Source organism: Mesorhizobium sp. WSM4819 (genome assembly GCF_055811215.1).
In genome coordinates, this window is record NZ_JBVVQO010000038.1 from 1 (window position 1) to 23559 (window position 23559).

Annotated in this window: 24 protein-coding genes and 2 pseudogenes; 13 read left to right on the forward strand and 13 right to left on the reverse strand. The window is 63.4% G+C overall.

Annotation, left to right across the window (positions count from 1 at the left end; genetic code table 11):
• Positions 1-106: 106 nt before the first annotated feature.
• The gene (locus tag AC0L18_RS26285) at positions 107-904 is read right to left on the reverse strand and encodes an SH3 domain-containing protein (RefSeq protein WP_473494821.1); all 798 of its coding nucleotides are present in this window, start codon (positions 902-904) and stop codon (positions 107-109) included.
• Positions 905-959: 55 nt separating this feature from the next.
• Between AC0L18_RS26285 and AC0L18_RS26290 the strand changes: the two genes are divergently transcribed.
• Positions 960-1259, forward strand: a complete 300-nt coding sequence (locus tag AC0L18_RS26290; RefSeq protein ID WP_473494822.1) for a hypothetical protein — start codon at positions 960-962, stop codon at positions 1257-1259.
• 66 nt (positions 1260-1325) lie between these two features.
• Here AC0L18_RS26290 and AC0L18_RS26295 read toward each other — a convergent pair whose 3' ends face one another.
• Positions 1326-2084 (reverse strand): metallophosphoesterase family protein, encoded by a 759-nt coding sequence (locus AC0L18_RS26295; RefSeq protein ID WP_473494823.1) that lies wholly within the window; start codon positions 2082-2084, stop codon positions 1326-1328.
• Positions 2085-2321: 237 nt separating this feature from the next.
• Positions 2322-2678 (reverse strand): ArsR/SmtB family transcription factor, encoded by a 357-nt coding sequence (locus AC0L18_RS26300; protein ID WP_473494824.1) that lies wholly within the window; start codon positions 2676-2678, stop codon positions 2322-2324.
• A gap of 190 nt (positions 2679-2868) precedes the next feature.
• Between AC0L18_RS26300 and AC0L18_RS26305 the strand changes: the two genes are divergently transcribed.
• Positions 2869-4047: an MFS transporter gene (locus tag AC0L18_RS26305; protein WP_287309939.1), complete on the forward strand. Its 1179-nt coding sequence runs from the start codon at positions 2869-2871 to the stop codon at positions 4045-4047.
• A 113-nt stretch (positions 4048-4160) separates the two neighbouring features.
• Here AC0L18_RS26305 and AC0L18_RS26310 read toward each other — a convergent pair whose 3' ends face one another.
• Together AC0L18_RS26310 and AC0L18_RS26315 are read right to left on the reverse strand one after the other, a co-directional pair.
• A complete protein-coding gene (locus AC0L18_RS26310) occupies positions 4161-4814 on the reverse strand; it encodes a dihydrofolate reductase family protein (protein ID WP_473494825.1) in 654 nt (217 codons plus the stop codon).
• A gap of 146 nt (positions 4815-4960) precedes the next feature.
• Positions 4961-5794, reverse strand: a complete 834-nt coding sequence (locus AC0L18_RS26315) for a protein-L-isoaspartate O-methyltransferase family protein (RefSeq protein ID WP_473494874.1) — start codon at positions 5792-5794, stop codon at positions 4961-4963.
• Between the two features lie 59 nt (positions 5795-5853).
• On the opposite strand from AC0L18_RS26315, the pseudogene AC0L18_RS26320 reads away from it, so the two are divergent.
• From AC0L18_RS26320 to AC0L18_RS26335, 4 genes and pseudogenes are all read left to right on the forward strand, one after another.
• Positions 5854-6027 (forward strand): annotated as a pseudogene (locus AC0L18_RS26320) (manganese-binding transcriptional regulator MntR); the annotation flags it as partial.
• 81 nt (positions 6028-6108) lie between these two features.
• A complete protein-coding gene (locus AC0L18_RS26325; protein ID WP_023799765.1) occupies positions 6109-6297 on the forward strand; it encodes a hypothetical protein in 189 nt (62 codons plus the stop codon).
• Between the two features lie 203 nt (positions 6298-6500).
• Positions 6501-7433 (forward strand): KPN_02809 family neutral zinc metallopeptidase, encoded by a 933-nt coding sequence (gene ypfJ, locus AC0L18_RS26330; protein WP_473494826.1) that lies wholly within the window; start codon positions 6501-6503, stop codon positions 7431-7433.
• Positions 7434-7611: 178 nt separating this feature from the next.
• Positions 7612-8862 carry a TCR/Tet family MFS transporter gene (locus AC0L18_RS26335; protein ID WP_473494827.1) on the forward strand — a complete coding sequence of 417 codons (1251 nt, stop codon included), beginning with the start codon at positions 7612-7614 and terminating at the stop codon, positions 8860-8862.
• A 137-nt stretch (positions 8863-8999) separates the two neighbouring features.
• Here AC0L18_RS26335 and AC0L18_RS26340 read toward each other — a convergent pair whose 3' ends face one another.
• The 3 genes from AC0L18_RS26340 to carA all read right to left on the reverse strand — a co-directional run bounded on the left by AC0L18_RS26340 (position 9000) and on the right by carA (position 10935).
• Positions 9000-9383: a helix-turn-helix domain-containing protein gene (locus AC0L18_RS26340; protein WP_473494828.1), complete on the reverse strand. Its 384-nt coding sequence runs from the start codon at positions 9381-9383 to the stop codon at positions 9000-9002.
• 17 nt (positions 9384-9400) lie between these two features.
• The gene (locus AC0L18_RS26345) at positions 9401-9649 is read right to left on the reverse strand and encodes a type II toxin-antitoxin system RelE family toxin (protein ID WP_027151153.1); all 249 of its coding nucleotides are present in this window, start codon (positions 9647-9649) and stop codon (positions 9401-9403) included.
• A gap of 71 nt (positions 9650-9720) precedes the next feature.
• Positions 9721-10935, reverse strand: coding sequence for a glutamine-hydrolyzing carbamoyl-phosphate synthase small subunit (gene carA, locus AC0L18_RS26350; protein ID WP_473494829.1), 1215 nt, complete (start codon positions 10933-10935; stop codon positions 9721-9723).
• Between the two features lie 337 nt (positions 10936-11272).
• Between carA and AC0L18_RS26355 the strand changes: the two genes are divergently transcribed.
• Entirely contained in the window at positions 11273-11722 is a 450-nt protein-coding gene (locus AC0L18_RS26355) for a GatB/YqeY domain-containing protein (RefSeq protein ID WP_473494830.1), read from the forward strand.
• An 81-nt stretch (positions 11723-11803) separates the two neighbouring features.
• Here AC0L18_RS26355 and AC0L18_RS26360 read toward each other — a convergent pair whose 3' ends face one another.
• Positions 11804-12268, reverse strand: coding sequence for a DUF1801 domain-containing protein (locus AC0L18_RS26360; protein WP_473494831.1), 465 nt, complete (start codon positions 12266-12268; stop codon positions 11804-11806).
• Positions 12269-12577: 309 nt separating this feature from the next.
• The gene (locus AC0L18_RS26365) at positions 12578-13006 is read right to left on the reverse strand and encodes a DUF1801 domain-containing protein (protein ID WP_473494875.1); all 429 of its coding nucleotides are present in this window, start codon (positions 13004-13006) and stop codon (positions 12578-12580) included.
• A 184-nt stretch (positions 13007-13190) separates the two neighbouring features.
• Here AC0L18_RS26365 and AC0L18_RS26370 point away from each other — a divergent pair.
• Positions 13191-13746: pseudogene (locus AC0L18_RS26370) on the forward strand (GNAT family N-acetyltransferase).
• Positions 13747-13756: 10 nt separating this feature from the next.
• Here the strand turns inward: AC0L18_RS26370 and AC0L18_RS26375 are convergent.
• The 3 genes from AC0L18_RS26375 to AC0L18_RS26385 form a co-directional block, all read right to left on the reverse strand.
• The gene (locus AC0L18_RS26375; RefSeq protein WP_473494832.1) at positions 13757-14938 is read right to left on the reverse strand and encodes an MFS transporter; all 1182 of its coding nucleotides are present in this window, start codon (positions 14936-14938) and stop codon (positions 13757-13759) included.
• 126 nt (positions 14939-15064) lie between these two features.
• Complete coding sequence (locus AC0L18_RS26380; RefSeq protein ID WP_473494833.1) at positions 15065-15277, reverse strand: DUF2061 domain-containing protein; 213 nt, start codon at positions 15275-15277, stop codon at positions 15065-15067.
• Between the two features lie 200 nt (positions 15278-15477).
• Entirely contained in the window at positions 15478-17142 is a 1665-nt protein-coding gene (locus tag AC0L18_RS26385) for a Na/Pi cotransporter family protein (RefSeq protein WP_473494834.1), read from the reverse strand.
• 386 nt (positions 17143-17528) lie between these two features.
• On the opposite strand from AC0L18_RS26385, the gene AC0L18_RS26390 reads away from it, so the two are divergent.
• From AC0L18_RS26390 to AC0L18_RS26410, 5 genes are all read left to right on the forward strand, one after another.
• Positions 17529-17894 carry an RcnB family protein gene (locus AC0L18_RS26390; protein ID WP_473494835.1) on the forward strand — a complete coding sequence of 122 codons (366 nt, stop codon included), beginning with the start codon at positions 17529-17531 and terminating at the stop codon, positions 17892-17894.
• Positions 17895-18049: 155 nt separating this feature from the next.
• Positions 18050-20041: a DNA primase gene (gene dnaG / locus AC0L18_RS26395; protein ID WP_473494836.1), complete on the forward strand. Its 1992-nt coding sequence runs from the start codon at positions 18050-18052 to the stop codon at positions 20039-20041.
• Between the two features lie 384 nt (positions 20042-20425).
• Positions 20426-22447 (forward strand): RNA polymerase sigma factor RpoD, encoded by a 2022-nt coding sequence (gene rpoD / locus AC0L18_RS26400; protein WP_023799750.1) that lies wholly within the window; start codon positions 20426-20428, stop codon positions 22445-22447.
• 202 nt (positions 22448-22649) lie between these two features.
• Positions 22650-22943 (forward strand): GYD domain-containing protein, encoded by a 294-nt coding sequence (locus AC0L18_RS26405; RefSeq protein WP_091595053.1) that lies wholly within the window; start codon positions 22650-22652, stop codon positions 22941-22943.
• A gap of 169 nt (positions 22944-23112) precedes the next feature.
• Positions 23113-23493: a thiol-disulfide oxidoreductase DCC family protein gene (locus AC0L18_RS26410; RefSeq protein WP_473494837.1), complete on the forward strand. Its 381-nt coding sequence runs from the start codon at positions 23113-23115 to the stop codon at positions 23491-23493.
• The last annotated feature ends 66 nt before the right edge of the window (positions 23494-23559 follow it).

Below are 23559 nucleotides of genomic sequence, written 5' to 3' on the forward strand. Positions count from 1 at the left end.
GGCAGTAGGGCAGTAGGGCAGTAGGGCAGTAGGGCAGTAGGGCAGTAGGGCAGTAGGGCAGTAGGGCAGTAGGGCAGAGGCTCGAGCGCCCTTTAAACATATTGCCCTACTGCCCTACTCCCCTTAGCCACCAATCCCCCAGCGCCAACTGATCCGTGATCTCGAAGCGTTCGGAAACGCCGACACGGATCATGTTCAGGCTGCCCTCGCGGGTGTAGCGGAATTCACCTGATGCATTCGAGCCGGCGGGCCGACCGGCCTGGAATCTGATGACCCGGGTGCCGCCATCGGGCCAGGTCACGGTGACCTCGGCTTTGTCGCCCGTGTGGACAATGCCTGCCTTGCAACTGGTCATCGGCTGGCCGACATGGCGCGCGCAAGGAATTTCGTTGCGGGCACCCAGCGCCGGCGCGGGCCTGCCTGGCGGCTGCAGCCGCGCGACGGTTTGCGCGTTGGCCGGAGGCGCCGCATTGGCGGCGCGATTGCGGATGGGCTTGTCCGCTGCCGCGGGCGCCTGTGTCTCGCCGGCCGAAGGATTTTCGCTGGCAAAAAGCGCCAGGCGGTAAGCATCCTCGATGGCCGCCCTGCCGATTGCCTCAACGGCAGTCATCGTGGGTTCGCGACCGGTCGCATCCAGGCGCGCCGTCAGGTCCGGCGGCGGCTGATCTGCAGTTGCCGGGTTCGAGTCGCCGGCTGCAACGGCCGTGCTTTCGCCGGTCGCTTCGATATCCACCTCCGCAACTGCCGCCGGATTCTCGGGGTTCAGGTAGCGCGCGGGAGCCCATCCCGCCAGTTGCGGGTTGTCAATTTCTGCGACCTTGCACCAACGATAGCCATTGACGTCGTTGCAGCCGAGATTGTTGACGCTCGTGCCATTCGGCAGCCGAGCCTTGATCTTGCCCATCGCCGATGCCGTGGCGCGGACGTTCAGGAGATCGCCCGGAGCAAGATCGGTCACGATGGAGACGAAAGGCGCCTCCTCGGCCCTGGCCGGCAGCAGCGCCGTCAGCAGGAGAGGGGCGGCAATCAGCAGCGTCGTCCGGAGCGTAACTGTGCGCCTCATCATTTTGGCCGTGGGCGATAGAAGCATTGCCGAAGGCGCGGCCAGGCACCGAATCGCCACCGCATTCCAGGACGATTTTATAAGCGACGACATGGCGCTATGTAAGCCGGAAAATGCGGCTGGGGAATGGTGTTCGGTCCGCGGCATGAGCAAGCTCAGCGTGCGGCATGAACGCGTTGCGTTCAGCCGGACATGAACGCGTTGCGTTCAGCCGGACATGAACGTGTTGCGTTCAGCCGGGCGGCATGAACTCGTGCCTCGTTCAGCCTGGCATAAATCCGGTGCGCAGCGCGTAGGCCCATTCCGGCCGGCCCGCCTGTTCGGCCTGCCGCGCTGCCGCCTCATGGTTATAGTCGACGGCGATGGCTTCGAAGCGGTCGGAGCGGCCCGGCCCACCCAATTCGACGATGCCGTAACGTGCATGCGGAGAGCCTTGCTCGGAGACATGCGCCGGTGGCGTGTCGTCGCCATAAGCGGGGCAGCCGATGCTGCCCGGATTGAAGACCACCGGGCCGTCGGGGATACGGATCAGTTCGCTGCGGTGGCTGTGGCCACACAGCACGATGCGGCAAGCGGGATCGAGCGCGGCCAGCCGCCGCTTGATGGCGACCAGCGGCGCGCGCGCCAGCCGGCCGTCGGCCATCGTATCGGTCAGGTATTTTTCGTCATGGTCGGGTCGGGCATGAAAGGCGGTCACGGCTGGGGCGATCTCCAGCGTGAGGGGCAAGGCCAACAGTGCCTCGCGCTGGACCGATGTCAGCCGTTCCTGCGCATAGCGGTCGGACGGCCACATGGCTTCATCCGCGGTATCGCGGGCGACGCGGCGGTCGTGGTTGCCGCGAACTGTCGGCAGGGCGAGCGCTTCAAGCCGCTCCATGGTTTCGCGCGGCCAGAGCGGGCCGGAGACGCAATCGCCGAGATTGACGATGAGGTCAGCACCACCGCGCTGCCGCAGATCGTCGAGCACGGCGTCCAGGGCGAGGATGTTGCCGTGGATATCGGCGAGAACGGCAATGCGCATGGGAAGCTCCGTTGGGTCGACGAATGACGCGTCGGGAAGGGCGGACCTGGCAGGACTTTGGTTGCTCTCCTCTGTTACACCAGGGCTATCGCAGCTGGAAAGCGGAGGCTTTCGCTCTACGATGTACCCCCACCCCTAACCCTCCCCAGTCCAAACAGTGGGGAGGGTTAGGGGTCCACCTTCGCAAGAATCCAAAATGCGATTGCCCTGCCTGCTACACGGGGGCGAGTTTCGGCCTCAGGCGCGGACTTCGATCTCGGAGGCGCCGACCGCGGGCAGAGCCGGGTCGTCGACGGCTGCGGCGATGACGCTATCGAGCAGCCCCGGAAAGCGGACATTGAGATCGTCGCGGCGCAGCGTGATCAGCCGGCTGGTGCCGACGACCTCGGTGCGGGTGACGCCGGCCTCGCGCAATTTGGCCAGGTGGTAACTGAGATTGGTCTTTGAGCCGAGATCGAGGAACTGGCTGCAATTCAGCGGCACGCCCTCCTTGCTGGCGAGATAGCGCACGATGGCCAGCCGGGTGGGATCGCCGAGCACGGCAAGCACGTTCGGCAGGCTGATCTGGTCGGCGGTGGGGTGGGGCAGCGTCATGCCGGAGAACTAAGCGCAATCAGGGCCGATTTCAACGCATCTCCTCTTGGTGGTGCCCTCAGTTTCCACCTCCCGCTACCTTGTCCTGACATGGGGCTGTCAGCAGGGTTCGGCTATTCTCGGGCGGCTCATTGACAACATGCGCCATTATGTACAATTGTTCAATAACTTTTGAACTAAGGATTTCACCATGGACAAGCGCCTCTTCTGGCTTGCGCTCGGATCATTCACGATCGCGACCGAAGGCTTCGTCATCTCCAGCCTGCTGCCCGACATCGCGGGGGATGCCGGCATCTCGGTCCCGCTCGCCGGGACGCTGATCACCGCCTTCGCGCTCGCCTATGCGCTCGGCGCGCCGATCCTGGCGACGCTGACCGGCGAATGGGACCGGCGACGCGTCATCTTGTGGACGCTGGTGTTTTTCGTGCTGGGCAACCTGGCGGCGGCGCTCAGTTCCTCCTTCGAACTGCTGCTGATCGCGCGCATCGTCATGGCGCTGTCGTCCGGCCTGTTTGCGGCGACGGCGCAGGGGACGGCCGTGGCGCTTGTCGATGATCATCACCGCGCCCGCGCCATTGCCGTCGTCGTCGGCGGCACTACGGTGGCGGTGGCGGTCGGCGCACCGCTCGGCGCGCTTGTCGCGACGGTTGCCGGCTGGCGCGGCACGTTCTTTGCCATCGCCGGGCTCGGCGCACTGGCCGGCGCAATCCTGTGGTACCGGCTGCCGCGCGGCATCGTCGGCACCAAGCTGCCGCTCAGGCAGCGGCTGGCCGCAACGCTTCGCCCCGGCGTGCCGTCGATCCTGCTGACTACACTTTTGGCGCTCACCGGCGCCTTCACGGTCTTTGCCTTTGTCGCGCCGCTAGCCATCGAAGGTGGCGGCTTGAGCCCGATCGCGCTGCCCGGCATGCTGCTTGCCTTCGGCGTCGGCGCCGTCATCGGCAACATTGCCGGCGGTCAGGCCGCCGACCGCTTCGGCGCGACACGCACGGTCAGCTGGTCGCTGGCGCTGAGTGCGGTCATGCTGGTGATGCTTTCGGTCATCCCGGCCTTCCTGCCGCACAGCATCGCCGGGCCGGCGCTGATGGCCATGATGGTGCCGTGGGGCATCGTCGGCTGGGCCTTCCCGCCGGCGCAGGCCAGCCGCATCATCAGGCTGGCGCCCGACGCAGCGCCCATCGTGCTGTCGCTCAACGCTTCGGCGCTCTATCTCGGCGTGGCGCTGGGCGCCGTCGTCGGCGGCGCGGTGCTGCGCTATGGCGCGCCGGCTGATCTCGGCCTGGTCGCAGCGGTGTTCCCGATCCTGGGTCTTGGCGTCATGCTGGCCGGCCACCGGGCCGCCCGGGCGGTGGCCATGCCGGCGGAGTAAAGGGAGATCGCAGAAGCGTGGCGCTGTCCTCATCGCGCTGCCAGGCAGAATTTGGGCTCCTCTCCCTCACTCACATCTAGCCGAGCAAGGAACCCAGGTCCTGTAACCCCACACTACTTCCAGGTCCGGCGCCTCTCGATCTCGGCTTCGGATGGCTGTTGCTGGGCGAAGGAGCCAGTCTTGATCTCACCGGCGCGTTCATAGCTCGCTATGATGACGCCGGTGGTCGATGCCTGTGAGCGGTTCAGCTTGAAAGCCGCCGGGATTGCGCCGCTGCCAAACAGCCGCTTGCCCTTGCCCAGCACCAGCGGGAAGGTCAGCAGGCTGATCTCGTCGATCAGGTCGTTGGCGAGCAAGGTCTGGATGAGTTCGCTCGATCCCTGGATGAGCAGGTCCGGCCCGTCCTCCTGCTTGAGCTGGCGCAGGGTAGCCACGACGTCGTCGCCAAGCGACTGGCTGTTTTGCCACGACAGCGTGTCGGGCCGGTGGGTGGCCACATATTTGGTGACGGCGTTGAAACGATCGGCGATCGGATCGTCTTTCTGGTACGGCCAATGCGCGGCGAAGATGTCGTAGGTCTTGCGGCCGAAGAGCAGCGCGAAGGGTTTTGCGAAGGTCTCACCAATAAAGGCGCTCCCGACGTCGTCCCAGTAATGGAACGTCCAGCCACCGAATTCGAAGCCGCCGACCGGGTCTTCTTGCGGCCCACCGGGCGCCTGCATGACGCCGTCGAGGCTGACGAATGTCGCAGTGGTGATCTTCCTCATTGGATTCTCCCTTTAATCATCCGAGCCGTTGCCGCCGGATTTCGGCCAAAGGACGCGCGAGCGGACGCCTGTCCGACAGGGCCGGAAAATTTCTGGGCTCCGGCGCATGTCGAGCGGCAAGCACGGGACGCCTCGACGCGGCGACGTCATTGCGACCGCCTGCCGCCAACACTTTGCGACGAGAACCAGACGTCGCCGATGACGGCGGTGGCGGTGCGGTCCGGTGCCTTATCGGCCGTCAGCCAGATCTTGCGGCTGCGTGCCGCCTTGTCACGGTGGATTTTCGTCGAGGCCGCCGCGGCGCCGATGCAAGGGATAAACCATGATCGCATGAACGGATCGCAGGCAAACCCCTTATCCGTGCGTGTCACCATCACCGCGAGGCCAATGCGCTCGGCCGGACGCCACGGAAAGACCATGCGGCCGCCGGGCTTCAGCGCCTTCAGCCATTCGGCTGGGGGTGCCGCAACGCCGGCATTGACATAGATGATGTCGGACGGTGGCAGGCCGCCGACGACCCCATCGCCATGGATGACGGTCACATTGCCATAGGCTTCGAGATCCTTTCTTGCACGGTCGGCGAGACCGGAATCCAGTTCGAAGGCGGTGACTGCGCCGCCCGGCGAAACCAGTTTCGCCAGCAGAGCTGTGTAATAGCCGGTGCCGGCGCCGACATGAGTGACGACCTCGCCGGGTTTTGGCGCCACCTTGCCGATCCACATGGCATGCAGGAACGGCTCGCCATTGTTGATGCCCTTTTCGGCGTCGAGTGACACCAGCACGTTCTGATAGATGTGAACAGGATCGGCGCTCGGCGTTTCTACCTTGCCGTTGCCGGCGACGACCGTCCACGGCCCGGGCCCGAGAAAAGCTTCGCGCGGCACCGCGGCGAACACGTCCTCGAGGCGCGGATCGGCCGAACCTGCATTGGCAGCCATCAGTAGCGCGTAGAATTTTCGGGCTTCGGCAATTCTGGTCATGTCGCGTGAGAAGATAGCGCGATTGACCGAATTGTCGCGCAGCCCCACGAGCTGACTCAATGCAGGTCGAGAAAACCCTCAGCCGACGCGGCGAAGCGCGGCGCCGTGCGCTGCTCGAAGATTATATGCAGCTTGTCGCCGACCTGATCGAGAACGGCAACTAGGCCCGCCAGGTCGACATCGCGGCGCGGCTCGGCGTCGCCCAGCCGACGGTGGCCAAGATGCTGACGCGGCCGACAGTCCTGCCGGAACCGCCGCGCTGCCGCGGCGTTTGAGATCGTGCCAGCAATTGGCGCGAGACCGAGGAGGATACGATGGGCGTTGAACAGGCACCGACAGCGAAGGGCAAGCAAGCGGCCAAGGGATTGAAGCAGGCTGCGGCGAAGGACGAACGCAAGACCGAAGCGGATACTGGACGCCCGCTCAAGAAGGGCGGGGCCCGCTTCGAGGAGCGCTCGAAAAGCTCGGACGGCAAGAGCGCGGGCACCAAGCAGAAGATCTGAGCGTGACCGACAAGTCGAAGACCAAAAAAAGCGCCGGCAGGGCTCTCAGCCGCGGGTGTCGTGCAGGGATTGACCCCAGAGCCGGCGGCCCCGTCATGAGAAAAATACTGTGACTTGGCGCAACCATTGGGATAATTGTTTGTTGGGTCGGATCGGGCCATGAGATCGGCAAGATACCGATACGTGCATCGCGGGGAGTTGCCATGCTCTGGAAAGGTCGTCGTCAAAGTGACAACGTCGAGGACCAACGCGGCCAGGGCGGCGGGCTCAACCTGCCGCGCGGCGGCCCCGGCCGTCTCCGCATCCCGATCGGCGGCCGCTCCGGCGGCGGAATGTCGCTGTCGACCATCATCATTCTCGTGGTCCTCTATTTCGGGCTGAAGGCCATCGGCATCGACCCGCTTCAGATCCTGGCCGGTGGCGGCTTGGTGCCGGGTGGCGGCGGTCAGATCACCGACAACAGCGGAGAACAGGGCGGTGGCACCGGGGCGCCTGCCTCCGACGAGATGAAGCAGTTCGTTTCGACTGTCCTGGCCGAGACCGAGGACACCTGGACCGGCATTTTCCAGGCCGAGGGCCTGACCTACGAAGACCCCACGCTGGTGCTGTTCAGCGGCCAAATCCGTTCGGCTTGCGGCTTCGCCTCGTCCGCGGCCGGCCCGTTCTACTGCCCCGGCGACCGCAAGGTCTATCTCGACACCACCTTCTTCCAGCAGCTCGACCAGCAATTCGGCGCTTCAGGCGATTTTGCCCAGGCCTATGTGATCGCGCATGAGGTCGGCCACCATGTCCAGAACCTCACCGGCATCCTGCCCAAGTTCAACCAGATGCGGCAGCAGATGGGCGAGGCCGAGGCCAACCAAATGTCGGTGCAGGTCGAGCTCCAGGCGGATTGCTTCGCCGGCGTCTGGGCGCATTTCACCGGGCAGAAAGGCATTCTGGAACAGGGCGACATGGACGAGGCGCTGAACGCCGCCCAGCAGATCGGCGACGACACGATGCAGAAGAAGATGCAGGGCTATGTCGTGCCGGAAAGCTTCAACCATGGCACTTCGCAGCAGCGGCAGACCTGGCTGGCGCGTGGTTACAAGAGCGGCAAGCTGTCGGACTGCGATACGTTCAACACCCCGATCTGAGGTGTTTGGGCTCTCGTTGAAATGGCGTTGAAAGGGGCGGCGGTGCAGCCGCGCTATATCGACATTTGATGTCAGGATGAAAATTCCTGGCCTGTTCCCTTATTGTTCTGTGGGGCTTGCTCGCCTATAACGAGCTTTCCGCCTTCGCTGCGAGGCGGCTTCAGGAGTCGATACCGTCATGATCGAAGCCAAAACCGCCAGGCGGGGCCTTGCGCTTGTTTTCACCACGCTGCTGCTCGACATCACCGGCATCGGCATCATCATGCCGGTGCTGCCGGCCTATCTGCAGGAACTGACCGGCGTCGGGGTCAGCGAAGCGGCGATCGAAGGCGGCTGGCTGTTCTTCGTCTATGCGGCCATGCAGTTCCTGTTCGCGCCGCTGGTCGGCAATCTCAGCGACCGCTTCGGCCGTCGTCCGATCCTGCTGGCCTCGGTGCTGACCTTCGCCGTCGACAATCTGATCTGCGCGGTGGCCTGGTCGTATTGGGTCCTGTTCATCGGCCGGGTGCTGGCCGGCATCAGCGGCGCCAGCTATTCGACCGCCTCCGCCTTCATCGCCGATGTCAGCACCGACGAGAACAGGGCGAAGAATTTCGGCCTGCTTGGCATCGCCTTCGGCGTCGGTTTCGTCATCGGCCCGGTGCTGGGCGGGTTGCTCGGCGAATTCGGGCCGCGCGTGCCGTTCTGGGGCGCGGCGGTGCTTGCTCTGATCAACTTCATCGTCGGCTGGTTCTTCCTGCCGGAAACGCTGGAGCAGCATCACCGGCGCCGCTTCGAATGGCGCCGCGCCAATCCTCTCGGCGCCCTGAAGCAGATGCGCAATTACAAGGGGATCGGCTGGATCGGCCTGGTGTTCTTCCTGATGACGCTCGGTCACATGATGTACCCTGCCGTGTGGTCGTTCGTCGGCAGTTACCGCTACGGCTGGAGCGAACAGCAGATCGGCTTCTCACTCGGCGTCTTCGGCCTTGGCGGGGCGTTGGTGATGGGTTTTGTCCTGCCGCGCGTCATCCCACGGCTCGGCGAATGGCGGACCGCCGCCATCGGCCTTGCTTTTACCGCGCTCGCCGCCTTCGGCTATGCCGCGGCGTGGAAGGGCTGGATGATCTATGCGGTGATCGTGGCGACCTGCCTCGAGGCGCTGGCCGATCCGCCGCTGCGGAGCCTGGCGGCGGCCAAGGTGCCGCCCTCCGCGCAAGGCGAATTGCAAGGTGCGATGACGAGCGTGTTTTCGATCACCAGCATCATAACGCCGCTGCTTTATACGGGAATCTTCGCCTGGTTCACCGGGCCGAGCGCGCCGGTGACGTTCGGCGGCGCGCCCTTTGTGCTCGGCGGCATCTTTCTCGCCCTGTCGCTGATCGCATTCGTGCTCAGGGTCGAAAGACCGGCCGCGGTGAAAGACGTCGCGACGGCGACGGTGGCCTAAAGCGTGTCGCGTTTGAACGGACTCATGCGACGCGCTTTAAGTTCTGGTTTTGATGCATCTCGTTATCGCAAAACCGCTGCGTACTCTCGGGTCAGGCCCGAGGGCATGCTTTTGCGCGCCATGCATTGGCGCATGCCCTAGGGTTCAATCCATTGCCCCGGAATATCCAGTGCCTTCGCCAGCAGCGCCCGGGTCTGCGCCGATGGCTTACGGCGATTGGACTCAAGATCCGACAGGAAACCCTGGCTGACACCGATCGTGGTCGCCAATTCGGCCTGCGTCAGCCGCCGCCAGTTGCGCAGCGCCTTGAGCCGGCTGGAGCCCCGCAAAATTTCCATGGTCACGTCCGCAGGCAGGGGGTTTTCCGTTTTGAGATCAGCCTTTCGCGCGTCGTAGATCGCCACATCGGCAGCGTCTTCAAGAGCCTCTTCGGCCGCGTGCAACAGAGCCTCGTAGTCCGCTTTTGGGATAACGACAAGTTCTTCGCCAGTTGGCGTCGTTATGATTTGGGGGGCGTTCATGGTGTCCTGTCCTGCTATCACCGACGGTAGGTTGTCGTTTCTCGTTTGCCGATGTAGATCGCGAGGATCGTCGTGCGGTCTTCATCGAATATGATCCGGTAGCGACCGATCCGCAGTCTGTAGCCGTCCCTGCCGGCAAGGCGCTTGATATCTCCCCGCCCGCTGACGGCATAGGAGATCAGGCCTTCGGAGACCTGCTCGCGGACATCTGTCGGCAGGTTGTCGAGATCGCGAGCCGCCGATACCGAGAGGATAATCGTCTTCACGGTGATGATATCGCAGATTTATCGCCGAAAGTTAAGCGATATTATTGCCGAGACTTCTCGCGTACAGATAGTCAGCGCTCTGCCAGCGCCGGCTCGCCGCGCTTTTCGCGGATGAGATTGACGAAGCGGCGGAACAGATAATGCGAGTCCTGCGGGCCCGGCGAGGCTTCGGGATGGTGCTGGACCGAAAACACCGGCCTGCCGGTCAGGGTGATGCCGCAGTTCGAGCCGTCGAACAGCGAGACATGGGTTTCTTCGACGCCCGTGGGCAACGAGCCGGCATCGACGGCAAAGCCGTGGTTCATCGAGACGATCTCAACCTTGCCGGTGGTGTGATCCTTGACCGGATGATTGGCGCCGTGATGGCCTTGATGCATTTTGGCGGTCTTGCCGCCAAGCGCCAGCGCCAGCATCTGGTGGCCGAGGCAGATGCCGAAGACCGGGATGTCGGTCTTCAGCAAGTCCCGGATGACCGGAACGGCATAGTCGCCGGTGGCTTCCGGGTCGCCGGGACCGTTGGAGAGAAAGATGCCGTCGGGCCGCATGGCGAGGATATCCTCGGCGCCGGTGTTGGCCGGCACTACGGTGACCTTGGCGCCCAGGCCGGCAAGCAGGCGCAATATGTTGCGTTTTACGCCGTAGTCGATGGCGACGACATGCATGGACGGATCGGTCTGTTCGCCAAAGCCCTCGTCCCAGACCCACGGCGTCTCGCGCCAGACCGAGGACTGGCCGGAAGTGACGTCCTTGGCCAGGTCAAGCCCGATCAGGCCGGACCAGGCAACGGCGCCGCGCTTCAGCTCCTCGATGTCGAAGATGCCGTCGGGCGCGTGCGCGATGACGGCGTTGGGCATGCCCTTTTCGCGGATCAGCGCGGTCAGCGCGCGGGTGTCGATGCCCGAAAGCGCAACGATGCCGCGTTTCTTCAGCCATTGGTCGAGACCAGAAGCGGCGCGATAGCTGGACGGATTGGTGACGTCGGCCTTGAACACGGCGCCGACTGCGCCGGCGCGGGCAACCGGGTTGAGATCCTCGATGTCCTCGTCATTGGTGCCGATATTGCCGATATGCGGAAAGGTGAAGGTGACGATCTGGCCGGCATAGGACGGGTCGGTGAGGATTTCCTGATAGCCTGTCAGCGCGGTGTTGAAGCAGACTTCGGCGACGGCGGAGCCGGTGGCGCCAAGGCCGCGGCCCTCGATGACGGTGCCGTCGGCCAGCACCAGCAAGGCGGTCGGCTTCTCGGTGGCCCAAGTGGGGGTCGACGCGGCGGTCATCGTTGCCATGGCGGCACTCCTAAAGGCTGCGCCCTTCAATCGGTCCGGCGAACCATTCTGCGCAGCAAACCGCGCGCAGCGGCGATTTCGCAGCCAGCGCGCGCAAGCTTTTCGTATGGGCACGTCGTTGTCCCAAAACCGCTACGCACTTTTGGGCGAACGTGCACTAGAACTCAGTTCATGCAAGGCCCAGTACATAGGGGAAGGCGCCAGAGCGGTCAATGACGCTACGCCCGCAGGCGCGATTTATTTCGTCGAACAATATCAGCGGTTTGCCGGGCGGCGTCGAATTTGCCTTGGGCTTTCGGCACGGCTATTGTCCGTCGCATTCGAAGGAGAAAGCATCATGCGCGGCAAAATCGCCGAATCCCTGAAGAGCGCGATGAAGGCGCAGGACAAGCGCCGGCTGCCGACATTGCGGCTGATCCAGGCGGCCGTTCACGATCGCGACATCGCCAATCGCGGCGCCGGCAAGGAGCCGGCCAGCGACGACGAGATCCTGCAGATACTGGCCAAGATGGTGAAGCAGCGCGAAGAGTCGGCCAAGGCTTTCGACGACGGCAAACGGCCGGAGCTTGCCGCGCAGGAGCGCGACGAGATGGCCATCATCCGCGATTTCCTGCCGACGCAACTGGGGCAGGCCGAGACCGAAACGGCGATCCGCGCCGCCATCGCCGAGACCGGCGCCAGCGGCGTCAAGGACATGGGCAAGGTTATGGCCGTGCTCAAGGAGAAATACGCCGGCCAGATGGATTTCTCCACGGCGAGCGGCATCGTCAAGGGACTGCTGCAGTAGGATTTTGCCGCTGCAGCGAGTTCATAAAGCATTGGAGGAGGCGACAGCGAGGCGCCAGCCCTGGCCGCATATGATTGATTCTCAGGCGCTCTTTGGTTTCTGAGAGCGGGCGGGGCGGGCGGCAGCTCGCACCGACAGGTTCAGTGCCAAGGCGGCGCGAATGAGCGCCTTCAACGCCTCTTCATCGATCGTGTCGCCCTCATGGATGTCGATGGCGCGCCTGGTGTTGCCTTCGAGGCTGGAGTTGAAGAGGCCAGAAGGGTCCTCCAGCGAGGCGCCCTTGGCGAAGGTCATTTTCACGACATTCTTGTAGGTCTCACCGGTGCAGATAATTCCGGCGTGTTCCCACACCGGAACCCCTCTCCACTTCCACGCCTCGACCACTTCGGGATCGGCCTGCTCGATGAGGGTTCGGATCCGAGCGAGCATCTCGCCCCGCCAATCGCTCAGCTCGTTGATTCTCGCATCTATCAACTGAGAGGGAGTGTCTCCTCCTGCTCCCTCCGTCGAGGCGCTCTTTTTCATGGCTGTTGTCGCTTTGGTCATGATTGGTCCCAGTGGCTTTGTGCACGTCGGCGTCCGGCGTCTGGGCTTCGTTCCAATGCCGGGTGACAACTCTCAACATCGCGGAGGAACCTTCGTCCCTCCGGACCCGATTTGCAATTGGGATCACACGAAAATGGAGCTACGATTTGGCGGCGCTTATTGAACATTGTCGGCGTCGCCACCAGCGCCAGCGACCTTTCGCGACATGGGCTCGCAGAGATGCTCGCGAGCCGAGGCCGAACCATGAGGGGTCACGGCGATGTTGCACCGTCCCGATGGCAGACGCCCTTGGCTAATTCGCAATGCATCTCACATTCGCTCGCCGGGCAATTGGCTGGCTTGCTTCACCCAGGCGGCAAATTGAGCTTCGTCGACCTGGCCCTCATAAATGTCGAGGTAGCGCACGTCTTTGTGCTTGGACTCGCCGAGAGGGACAGGACGCAGCGACGTGCCCCGGAAGAAGGTCACTTTGACGTAGCGGGTGAAGACATGGAACGACAGGAACCAGCCCTGGCCCTCGATGCCGTAAAACGGCGAGTTCCATTTGACGGCCTTGTGCACGCCGGGGACGGTGCGCACGATGATTGCGTCGAGGAGCCGTCCGACATCGCTTTTCCAGCCCGGCATGGCCGCGATGTAGGCCTGCACGGGTGCGTCACCTTCGGCTTTCGCGATCTGGGGGTTGCCGCCTGCGAGGAGTGCCGGCTTCGCTTCCTTGCCGGACTGCGGCTTCGGCATCGCCTTGCGCGGTTTGGTTGCCGCGACCCGCACGGCGGCGGCCTTCGCCGATTTCTCGGACCTGTGGTCGGCCATTGTGTTCACTCCAAAGTAGGTGGACCCAATCGAAGACATTTGATTTTAGAAAGCCGCCCCTGAAGATCAACTTCAGAATCAGAGGGCGGCAGCGGAGCGATCGTACGTCATGGTTGAACTCGTCAAACCGGCGCTTGAACATCTGCCGTCGTATAAGGCCGCCCTTGAGCGCGGCTGGTCGCCGGACAATGTGCGGCTGATGGAGGCGACGCGCGAGCAGCTTGCGGCCATCGAAAAGAATCCAACGGCCTTCCTCGCCGATCTCGACGACCCCGATGCCAAGGGCGGTCCGATCACCTTGCCTGATGGGACGAAAGTGCCGCGCCTGCCGGGATTCCGGCGCTGGATCTGGGACGGCGAAGTCGCCGGCTCGATCGGCTTGCGCTGGCAACGCGGCACCGCCGAGCTGCCGCCACATGTGCTCGGCCACATCGGCTATGCCGTAGTACCATGGAAGCGGCGGCGCGGCTATGCGACAGAGGCAGTGAGGCTGATGCTCGGCGAGGCGAGGGCGCTCGGCCTGCCCTTCGTCGAGATCACCGCCAAGCCGGGTAATCTCGCCGCAGAAGGTGGTCCTGGCCAATGGCGGACGGCTCGTCGGGCGATTCTTCGAGGACGCTGTCTATGGCGGCGCCGAAAGCCTGCGCTATCGCATCGACCTGTAGCGCCTGCCGACTATTCGGCAGCGGCCGGCAGCGGCGGCATCGTGTTTCGGCGCCACTCCCAGATATGTGAGGCGAGCGCGACCGCCACGGCGACCAGCATGGCCATGGCGCCAACCACCGGCAGGCTGCGATAGCCATAACCGGCATTGAGCATGGCGGCGCCGAGCGAGGCGGCCAGCGCGATGCCGACATTGAAGCCGGCCGGGATAAGCGATGAGGCGAGATTGGAGGCGTCCGCCGTCCAGGTCAGGATACGGGTCTGGATCGGGGTGCCGATGGCAAAGCTGAGACCACCCCAGATAGTGATCGCAACGACCATCGGCACCGGGTACGGGCTGGCGGCGTAAATGACGGCAAGTGTCACCGCCTGCATGAAAAGCATGGTGATGAGCGACGGCATCAGTTTCCAGTCGGCGAGCCGCCCGCCAAGAAAGACGCCGATCGTCGCGCCGACACCGTTGAGCAGCAGCACCCAGGGCACCAGGGCCTCGCCGAGGCCGGTGACTTCAAGCAGCGTCGGCGTGATGTAGGTGAACAGGCCGAACTGGCCGATCATCAGCATCAGCATGAGGATTAGCGACGTCCAAACCTGCTGGCGTGCGAGCACGCGGACCTCGCTGCCGAAACTGACGGGCCGGCGCGACGATCCCGTCCGGCGCGGCAGGAGGGCGGCCATGGCGGCGATGGAAACCACACCAAGCGCGCACATCACCCAGAACGTCGCGCGCCACCCCCAAATATTGCCGATCGCCGTGCCGGCCGGCACGCCGATGACATTGGAGACCGTGAGGCCCGACAGGATGAGCGCCACGGCCATTCCACGCTGATCCTGGCGGACCAGGCCGACCGCAACCACCATCGCGACGCCGAAATAGGCGCCGTGCGCCACGGCCACTGCAATCCGCAACAGCAACATGGAGGCGAAGTCGGGCGCAAGGGCGCAGGCGGCCTGGCCGATGGTGAAGGCTGCGGCAAGGCCAAGCAGCAACGCCTTGCGGGAAAGCGTCTTGGTGGCGAGCGTCAACAGCGGTCCGCCGATCGCGATGCCGCCGGCGTAGCCGGAGACGAGGTAGCCGGCGGTTGGGATGGAGACGCCAAGGCCGTCCGCCACCTGCGGCAGCACGCCGGCGATGACGAACTCGGTGGTGCCGAATGCGAACGCAGCGATGAACAGGGCTATGAGGGGAAGCATGGCGCGGGAAGGCGATCCTTGAATGAGATGGCTCAAACCACGAACGAGAGCGGCGGGCAATCCAGAAATTCTCGATGCCGTTTTAGGTTTTCTTCATCGGTTCAGCCAGGCTCCGGCCGCACAAGACTAGACGGCCGTCGTCTTCCTTCCGTAGGGGATTTTCGACCACGCCCGCTCGTGAAAATAGTAGAGCAGCGATTTTGTGATGACCTCGGTCACGCCGATGGCCGCAGCGAGCTTGATGCTGCCTGTCACGATGAGCGAAATGATTATCGTGTCGACTGTGCCGGTAACGCGCCAGGAAAGCGCCTTGGCGAAACTGCGCGAATGGGTATCCATCGACGGCGGATTTGACCGATCCTTAGAGCGCCTTGCATTCTGGTGGAACCAAAGCCGCGCTCCAGGTCTTTGCTTGACGCGTGTTGTCGGACGCCAAGCGAAGACGGTTGGCTGAAAAATGCTCTAGCCGACAGACGGGAGGGTTAGCAAAGACTAATTTTCGCGCGCCGGCTCCAGGCAATTCCCGCGCTGGGCCCAATCTATCCGGCCTTCAGCCGCGAGCCGGTGAGCAGGCCGCGTTCCTCGAGCACGGGGTAGGCTATCGAGGCAAGCAGCGAATTGATCTGCTTCAGGTCGCGGATGGTGTCGAGATGGATGGAACTGGTCTCGACGCTCTTGGCGGTGCCGTCGCGCAGCCGCACGAAATGGCTGGCGCTGGTCTCCTTCTCGCGGTCGCGCAGCCGATCCTTTTCCAGCACCAGCTGGCGGGCGGTCTCCGGATCGCGCGAAACCAGCACGTTGAAGGCAAGCCGCGCGTTGGCGAGCACCGAGGCGTGGAAGGCGCTAAGCTCGCGCCAACCCTCGGGCGTGAACTCCAGCCCGCGCTCGAGCTTCTTCCTGACATGCACCAGCATGTTGCGCACGATGATGTCGCCGACCTGTTCGAGCTTGACGCAGGCGCCGATCAACTCCTGGCAACGCAGCGCCTCGTCCTCGCTCAGCGGGTTCCTGGTGACCTTGGCCAGATAGAGCTTTATCGACGCATGTTTCTTGTCGACGCGGTCGTCGAGCGCGGCCAGCGCCTTGATCTTGTCGGCGTCGGCGCTCTCATAGAGCTCGATGATGCGCTTCAGCATGATCTCGACCGTCTCGCAGACCCGCACCACCTCACGGGTGGCGTTGGCCAGCGCCTGGCTCGGCACATCGAGGGCGCTGTCGTTGAGCGCGGACAACTCGACGACGTCGAGCGCTTCTGCCGGCGCCGCTTTGGTGCCGAGCGCCACGATCTTTTCCGAAACGCGGTAGACGAGGCCGGCCAATGGCAGGCCGGCAACCAGGATCAGGATGTTGAAGAGGATATGGGCGTTGACGATCTGGTCGGGCACGGTGGCGCCGAGAAAGGCGACCGACGGTTTCAACCACAGGAACAGGATCAGCATGGCCAGCGAGCCCATGCCGCGCATCAGGAGATTGCCGATCGGTACGACACGCACGCCAGGCTCCGCATTGCGGGTGAGCAGCGGCGCGATGATCGACGAACCCAGATTGACGCCGAGCACCAGCATGATGCCGAGTTCGGGCGGGATGAAGCCGCGGCCGGCGAGCGTCACCATCAAAAGGACCGCGGCGATCGAGGAATGGAACAGCCAGGTAACCAGCGCCGCCAGCAGATAGGCGGTGACCGGATCGCTGGAGAAGTAGTCGACGACGACCGGCATCAGCGAGCTCTGGCGCAGCGGCTCCGAGGCCTGGCCGATCATTTCCAGCGACAACACCAGCAGGCCGATGCCGACCAGGATGCGGCCGAACTGGCGCCAGTCGCGCCGCTCGGTGGCCATGAACATGACGGTGCCGGCGACAAGACAGACCGGCACCAGCAGCGACAGGTCGAAGGTGAGCAGCTTGACCACCAGCGCCGAGCCGATCTCGGCGCCGCGCACGGCAAGCTGGCCCGATATGCCGCTGACGATGCCGGCGCCGGCGAAGGAGCCGACCAGCAAGGTGACGGCGGTGGAGCTTTGCAGGGCGATCGCCAGGCCGCAGCCGGCCAGAACCGCCATGAAAGGATTGCGCATGGTGGCGCGCAGCTTGTGGCGCAGCACATCGCCATAGGCGCGCTCGACACCTGTCTTCACCAAGCGGGTGGCAAACAGCATCAGCGCCACCGCGCCGGCAAGATGCAGCAAAACGACTGAACCGCTCATGTCAGGCTCGCATTCCGACAGCCACCAGCAATATGGGAGCCGTGATGGCAAAGGCGCAAAAGAGGGGGCGAATCAAGGACATTGCAAAGGTCGATACTACTCCGATTACTTTTAGCCGGATAATAAATTTTGCCCAATTCGGCCGGCTGTTGCGCGACAGGGCGTGTCGGAAATGGATGGATCGCAAAATGGTTGCATCGCCGGCCGGCTTCTTGATGGTCGCGCGTTCAAGTGCCGGCGACCGCTTCAGATCAGGTTTGAGCTGAGTGTTGAATTAGCTATTATAAATATTTGAAATCATTACTAAAATGTAATCCATGTGTTCAGTTTCGGTTCATTTTTCGGGCTCTATTGCTTGGGCATCGACAACCAAGGAGTACCCCGTCATGAAACGTATCATTCTTTCCGCAGTCGCCGTATCGATGCTGGCTGCGACGTCCCTGCAGGGCCAGGCAGCGCCGCTGAATGCGCCGAATGCACCGCAGTCGACCTACAGCCAGGTCGACTGGAAGAAGCCGGACAGGCACGTCAAGACGCGCGTCGTGGTGAAGAAGAAAGTCGTCGTCAAGATGAACCATTGGCGCAACGGCCAGAGATATTCGAGCTGGAGGCGCCACCAGCCGGTCCGCGACTATCGCCACTATGGCCTGCGTCGTCCGGGCCGTGGCCAGGAATGGATCCGCGTCGGCAACGACTATCTCTTGGTCAGCGTCGTCTCCGGCATCATCTTCGGCGCGATAGCCGCGCACTGACCGTCAAAAACGTCGACCGGCGCAATGCCGGATAGGAAGGAAGGCGGTTTGCAACGGCCGCCTTCTTTTTGCCCTGTGAAAACCGGGTATGGTTCGCATTAGGAGTCGTCGGGTTTCGCCGGCGTGATTATATGGAGGCAAACGAGCCGTTCCCGATGCGCTTTCCACCTGCCTTCCTCGACGAGATACGCGACCGCGTGCCGATTTCCTCGGTGATCGGCCAGCGCGTGGCGTGGGACAGGAAGAAGACCAACGCGCCGCGCGGCGATTATTGGGCGTGCTGTCCCTTCCATGGCGAGAAGAGCCCGTCCTTTCACTGCGAGGACAAGAAGGGACGCTATCATTGCTTCGGCTGCTCGGTTTCGGGCGACCACTTCAAATTCCTCACCGAACTCGACGGAATGAGCTTTCCCGAAGCGGTCGAGAAGATCGCCGACATGGCCGGGGTGCCGATGCCGTTGCGCGATGTCCAGGAGGAACGCCGCGAAAAGGAACGTGCCAGCCTGACCGAAGTCATGGAAATGGCGACCGCCTTCTTCCAGGAGCGGCTGCAGGGACCGGAAGGCGCAAAAGCCCGCGCCTATCTGCGCGACCGCGGGCTGACGCCGGCGACGCAGCAGTCGTTCCGGCTCGGCTATGCGCCCGACAGTCGCAATGCGCTGAAGGAGCATCTTGCCGCCAAGGGCGTGCCCAAGGCCGATATCGAGGCATGCGGGCTGGTGCGCCATGGCGAGGACGTTCCAATTTCCTACGATTGGTTCCGCGACCGCATCATGTTCCCGATCCCGGACTCCAGAGGCAAGATAATCGCCTTTGGCGGGCGGGCGCTGGCAGCCGATGCGCTCGCCAAATACATGAATTCGCCCGACACCGAGCTCTTCCACAAGGGCAACGTGCTCTATAATTTCGCCCGAGCGCGCCAAGCGCTGGGAAAGGGGGCGCTGGGAAAGGGGGCGCTGGCCAAGGGCGGCACGGTGATTGCCGTCGAGGGCTATATGGACGTGATCGCGCTGGCGCAGGCCGGTTTCGAAAATGTCGTGGCGCCTCTCGGCACCGCGCTGACCGAAAACCAGCTTGAACTGCTGTGGCGTATGGCCGGCGAGCCGGTGCTGTGCTTCGATGGCGACCAGGCCGGAATGAAGGCGGCATGGCGCGCCGCCGACATGGCGCTGCCGGCGGTCCAGGCAGGCCGCTCGGTGCGTTTTGCGCTTCTGCCCGAAGGCAAGGACCCCGACGATCTGGTCAAGGCCGAAGGGCCGGACGCGTTTGGCGCCGTGCTTTCCGAGGCGCGGCCGCTCGCCGACCTTTTGTGGATGCGCGAAACGGCCGGCGGCATCTTCGACACGCCGGAACGACGGGCGGAACTGGAAAAAACGCTGCGCGAACTGACCAGCCGCATCCGCGACGAGAGCTTGCGCTATCACTACCAACAGGAAATGCGCGAGCGAGTGCTAAGCTTTTTCGGCGCCCAGCGCGGCGCGCGCCAAACCTATCAAGGGGGGCGCCAAGATGGGCGGTCCGGCGGGCGCTTTCAGGGCAAGGGCTCAGCTGCTGGCGGGCAGTTCGCACGCGGCGGCAATGCCGGTGGACGCACCGCGATCACCGAAAGCCTTGGCCGCTCGGCGCTGGTCAAGCGCGGCAGCGAGGGGATGTCGGTGCGCGAGGCGACGATCATCGCAGCTCTTGTCAATCATCCGGCGCTGATCGACGAGAATTTCGCGCATGTCGAGTTCCTCGACCTCGCCAATACCGATCTGAAGCGATTGCACGCGGCGATCCTCGATGCGATGGCGCATGACATGGCCAACGACCGCAACGCGGTGATCGCGACGATCGAACGGGCCGGCTGCGGCGAGATCTGGGCGCGCGTGGTGGCGCTGATCAAACGGGCGCGGCAATGGCCGGCGCTGGAAACAGCCGGACTTGACGATGCCCGCGACGCCTTCAGCCAGGCGCTCCACTTGCAGCGCAGCGCGCGCACATTACATAAGGAGCTGAAACAGGCAGAAGCGGCGCTCGCCAGCGATCCCACGGACGAAAATTACCGGCATCTCGTCGAGATCCAGGCGCAATTTCGTGATGTGCAGGCAACGGAGGCGCTGATCGAAGGTTTCGGCGTGTCTTCGGGCCGGGCCGGGCGGGTGTAGGTCGAAGCTTACGAAAGAGTGAAAGTGCAGACCGTGCTTGCGCGTCGAATCAGCCGCGGCGCTTTAAGTCGGGTAATTGATTCGCTTTTTTCATGCGAATCATGCGAGAGGCGCTTGACCTTCTGGCAGAATGACGGAATCAGGACGATTCGAAACGTTAACCCGCGCCGGCGTCGACGGAAATGCAGCGATGTGAGGTACCGGTCACTGGACAGGCAGTCAGCCTGCCACAGATACCAGGGTTAATCTGGACTTAACGAGAGATGCAGTTACTGGCCCGGGGAAACGCGTTCTAGCGCGAGCGCATCTGATAAACCGGTACGGCAGCTTACGCGGCTTGATACTTATGCGGCTAGATACCTGGCCGCTTGGAGAAAATAAAGAATGGCGACAAAAGAAAAGGAAGAGGTCGAGACCGAACGTGAAGGCGCCACCGATGGCCCTCTGCTCGACCTTTCCGACGATGCTGTCAAGAAGATGATCAAGGCCGCCAAGAAGCGCGGCTATGTCACCATGGACGAACTGAATTCGGTGCTGCCCTCGGAGGAAGTCACCTCCGAGCAGATCGAGGACACGATGGCCATGCTCTCCGACATGGGCATCAACGTGGTCGAGGACGACGAGCAGGGCGAGGAGCCCGAAGCCGCCGACGCGGCTGCCGACGCCGAGGAAGACGCCAACGAACTGGCCGAGCAGACCGGTACCGCCGTTGCTGCGACGACCACCAAGAAAGAGCCGACCGATCGCACCGACGATCCGGTTCGCATGTATCTGCGCGAGATGGGCTCGGTCGAGCTTCTGTCGCGCGAGGGCGAAATCGCGATTGCCAAGCGCATCGAGGCTGGCCGCGAGACGATGATCGCGGGCCTGTGCGAAAGCCCGCTGACCTTCCAGGCCATCATCATCTGGCGTGACGAGCTCAACGAATCGAAGATCCTCTTGCGCGAGATCATCGACCTTGAAGCGACCTATGCCGGACCGGAGGCCAAGCAGGCGCCGGTGGTCGAGCGGATCGAGGAAGCCAAGACCGACGACAAGCCGCGCCGTTCGCGCGAGGACGAGGACGACATCACCAATGTCGGCGGCGACACCCGCGGTCTGACTGATGACGACGAGGAAGACGAGGACGAAGCCAGCCTGTCGCTGGCGGCGATGGAAGCGGAGCTGCGCCCGCAGGTGATGGAGACGCTCGACGTCATCGCCGACACCTACAAGAAGTTGCGCAAGCTGCAGGACCAGCAGGTCGAGAACCGGCTGGCTGCCGCCGGCACGCTGTCGCCCAGCCAGGACCGCCGGCTGAAGGAGCTGAAGGACCAGCTGATCAAGGCGGTGAAGTCGCTATCCCTGAACACGGCGCGCATCGAGGCATTGGTCGAGCAGCTCTACGACATCAACAAGCGCCTGGTGCAGAACGAAGGCAAGCTGTTGCGGCTGGCCGAAAGCTATGGCGTGCGCCGCGAGGAATTCCTGAAGGAGTATCAGGGCTCGGAGCTCGATCCCAACTGGACGCGCTCGATCGGCAATCTGACCTCGCGCGGCTGGAAGGAATTCACCAAGAACGAGAAGGACGCGATCCGCGACCTGCGCGCCGAGATCCAGAACCTCGCCACCGAAACGGCGATCTCGATCCTGGAATTCCGCAGGATCGTCAACCAGGTGCAGAAGGGCGAGCGCGAAGCCGCGATCGCCAAGAAGGAAATGGTCGAGGCCAATCTGCGCCTCGTCATTTCCATCGCCAAGAAATACACCAATCGCGGCCTGCAGTTCCTCGATCTGATCCAGGAAGGCAATATCGGCCTGATGAAGGCGGTCGACAAATTCGAATATCGCCGCGGCTACAAGTTCTCGACCTATGCGACGTGGTGGATCCGGCAAGCGATCACCCGCTCGATCGCCGACCAGGCGCGCACCATCCGCATTCCGGTGCATATGATCGAGACGATCAACAAGATCGTGCGCACCTCGCGCCAGATGCTGCACGAGATCGGCCGCGAGCCGACGCCGGAGGAACTGGCGGAAAAGCTCGCCATGCCGCTGGAAAAAGTGCGCAAGGTGCTGAAGATCGCCAAGGAACCGATCTCGCTCGAAACGCCGGTCGGCGACGAGGAGGATTCGCATCTGGGCGATTTCATCGAGGACAAGATGGCGATCCTGCCGATCGACGCAGCGATCCAGGCCAATCTGCGCGAGACGACGACGCGGGTGCTTGCTTCGCTCACCCCGCGTGAAGAGCGCGTGCTCAGAATGCGCTTCGGCATCGGAATGAACACCGACCACACGCTGGAGGAAGTCGGCCAGCAGTTCTCGGTCACCCGAGAGCGCATCCGCCAGATCGAAGCCAAGGCGCTGCGCAAGCTCAAGCACCCGAGCCGCTCGCGCAAGCTGCGGAGCTTCCTCGACAGCTGATGCCGGGCAACGAATAACAATTTAAAGGGCGCTGCGGCGCCCTTTTTCGTTCAGAGATTGTCTCGCCGGACGGTGCGGTTGTTGTTGCAGCATACCGCCTGTGGGAGGATAATCGGGTGTCGGATGCATTTTCTGGGCGACAAACCCGGATGCCCGCCCCGGCGGTGACGCCGAGCTCCGAGGCCTCCGGAGGGAGGTGTGCATGACAACCTATATCGTGCTGATCAACTGGACCGAGCAGGGCGCCAGAAATGTGCGCGAGTCGCCGAAGCGGCTCGATGCCGCCAAGAAGCTGCTGGGAGACATGGGCGGCTCGTTCAAGGCTTTTTATCTCACCATGGGCGAATGCGATATGGTGGCGGTCGTCGAAGCGCCCGACGATGCGGTGCTCGCTCGTTTCTCGCTGATGCTGGCGACAGGCGGCAATGTGAGGACGCGGACGCTCAAGGCGTTCCCGGAATTGGCCTATCGCGAAATCGTCGCCTCGCTCGGCTGAGGCGTGCGCGGCTATAGACCCGCGCAAGCTGACGGACATCGGACGGTCAGGCGCCGCTCGACGGCGCCCGGCCGGCCAGTCTGGCCCGAAGTGGCTTGCCCGAAATGTTGCGGGGCGAAGGTATTTCCCGGATAGTCAGCACAGCATTTCAACGCGCGTCTCGAGACACATGCCCAAGCCTCTGCTGACCGTCTGGTACAATACCCGTTGTCCGGTTTGCGATGCCGGCATCGTCAGGCAGAAGCGGCGGCTGGTCGAGGCGATCAAGGCCGGGCGGATCGCGTTTCGCGACATCAATACCGAACCGGCGGCGCTGGCCGGATACGGCGTGTCGCTGGACGACATCCGCCGCCGGCTGCATGCAACCGATGCGGACGGCAAGCTGCTGATCGGCGCCGACGTCGCAATTGCCGTCTGGCTAAGAACGCCGGGCGAGGGGTGGCTGGCAGCGCTGTTCGGCAACCGCGCCGCGCTGCCATTGACGCGCTATGCCTATGATCGCTTCGCCGATCTTCTCTATGCCTGGAACCGGCGCAAGGGCCGCTGGTAACCGGTATTAGCCAAGCTCGGTGACGAATCAATCTGGTGGCACCGTTCTCAGATACATCGTAAGATA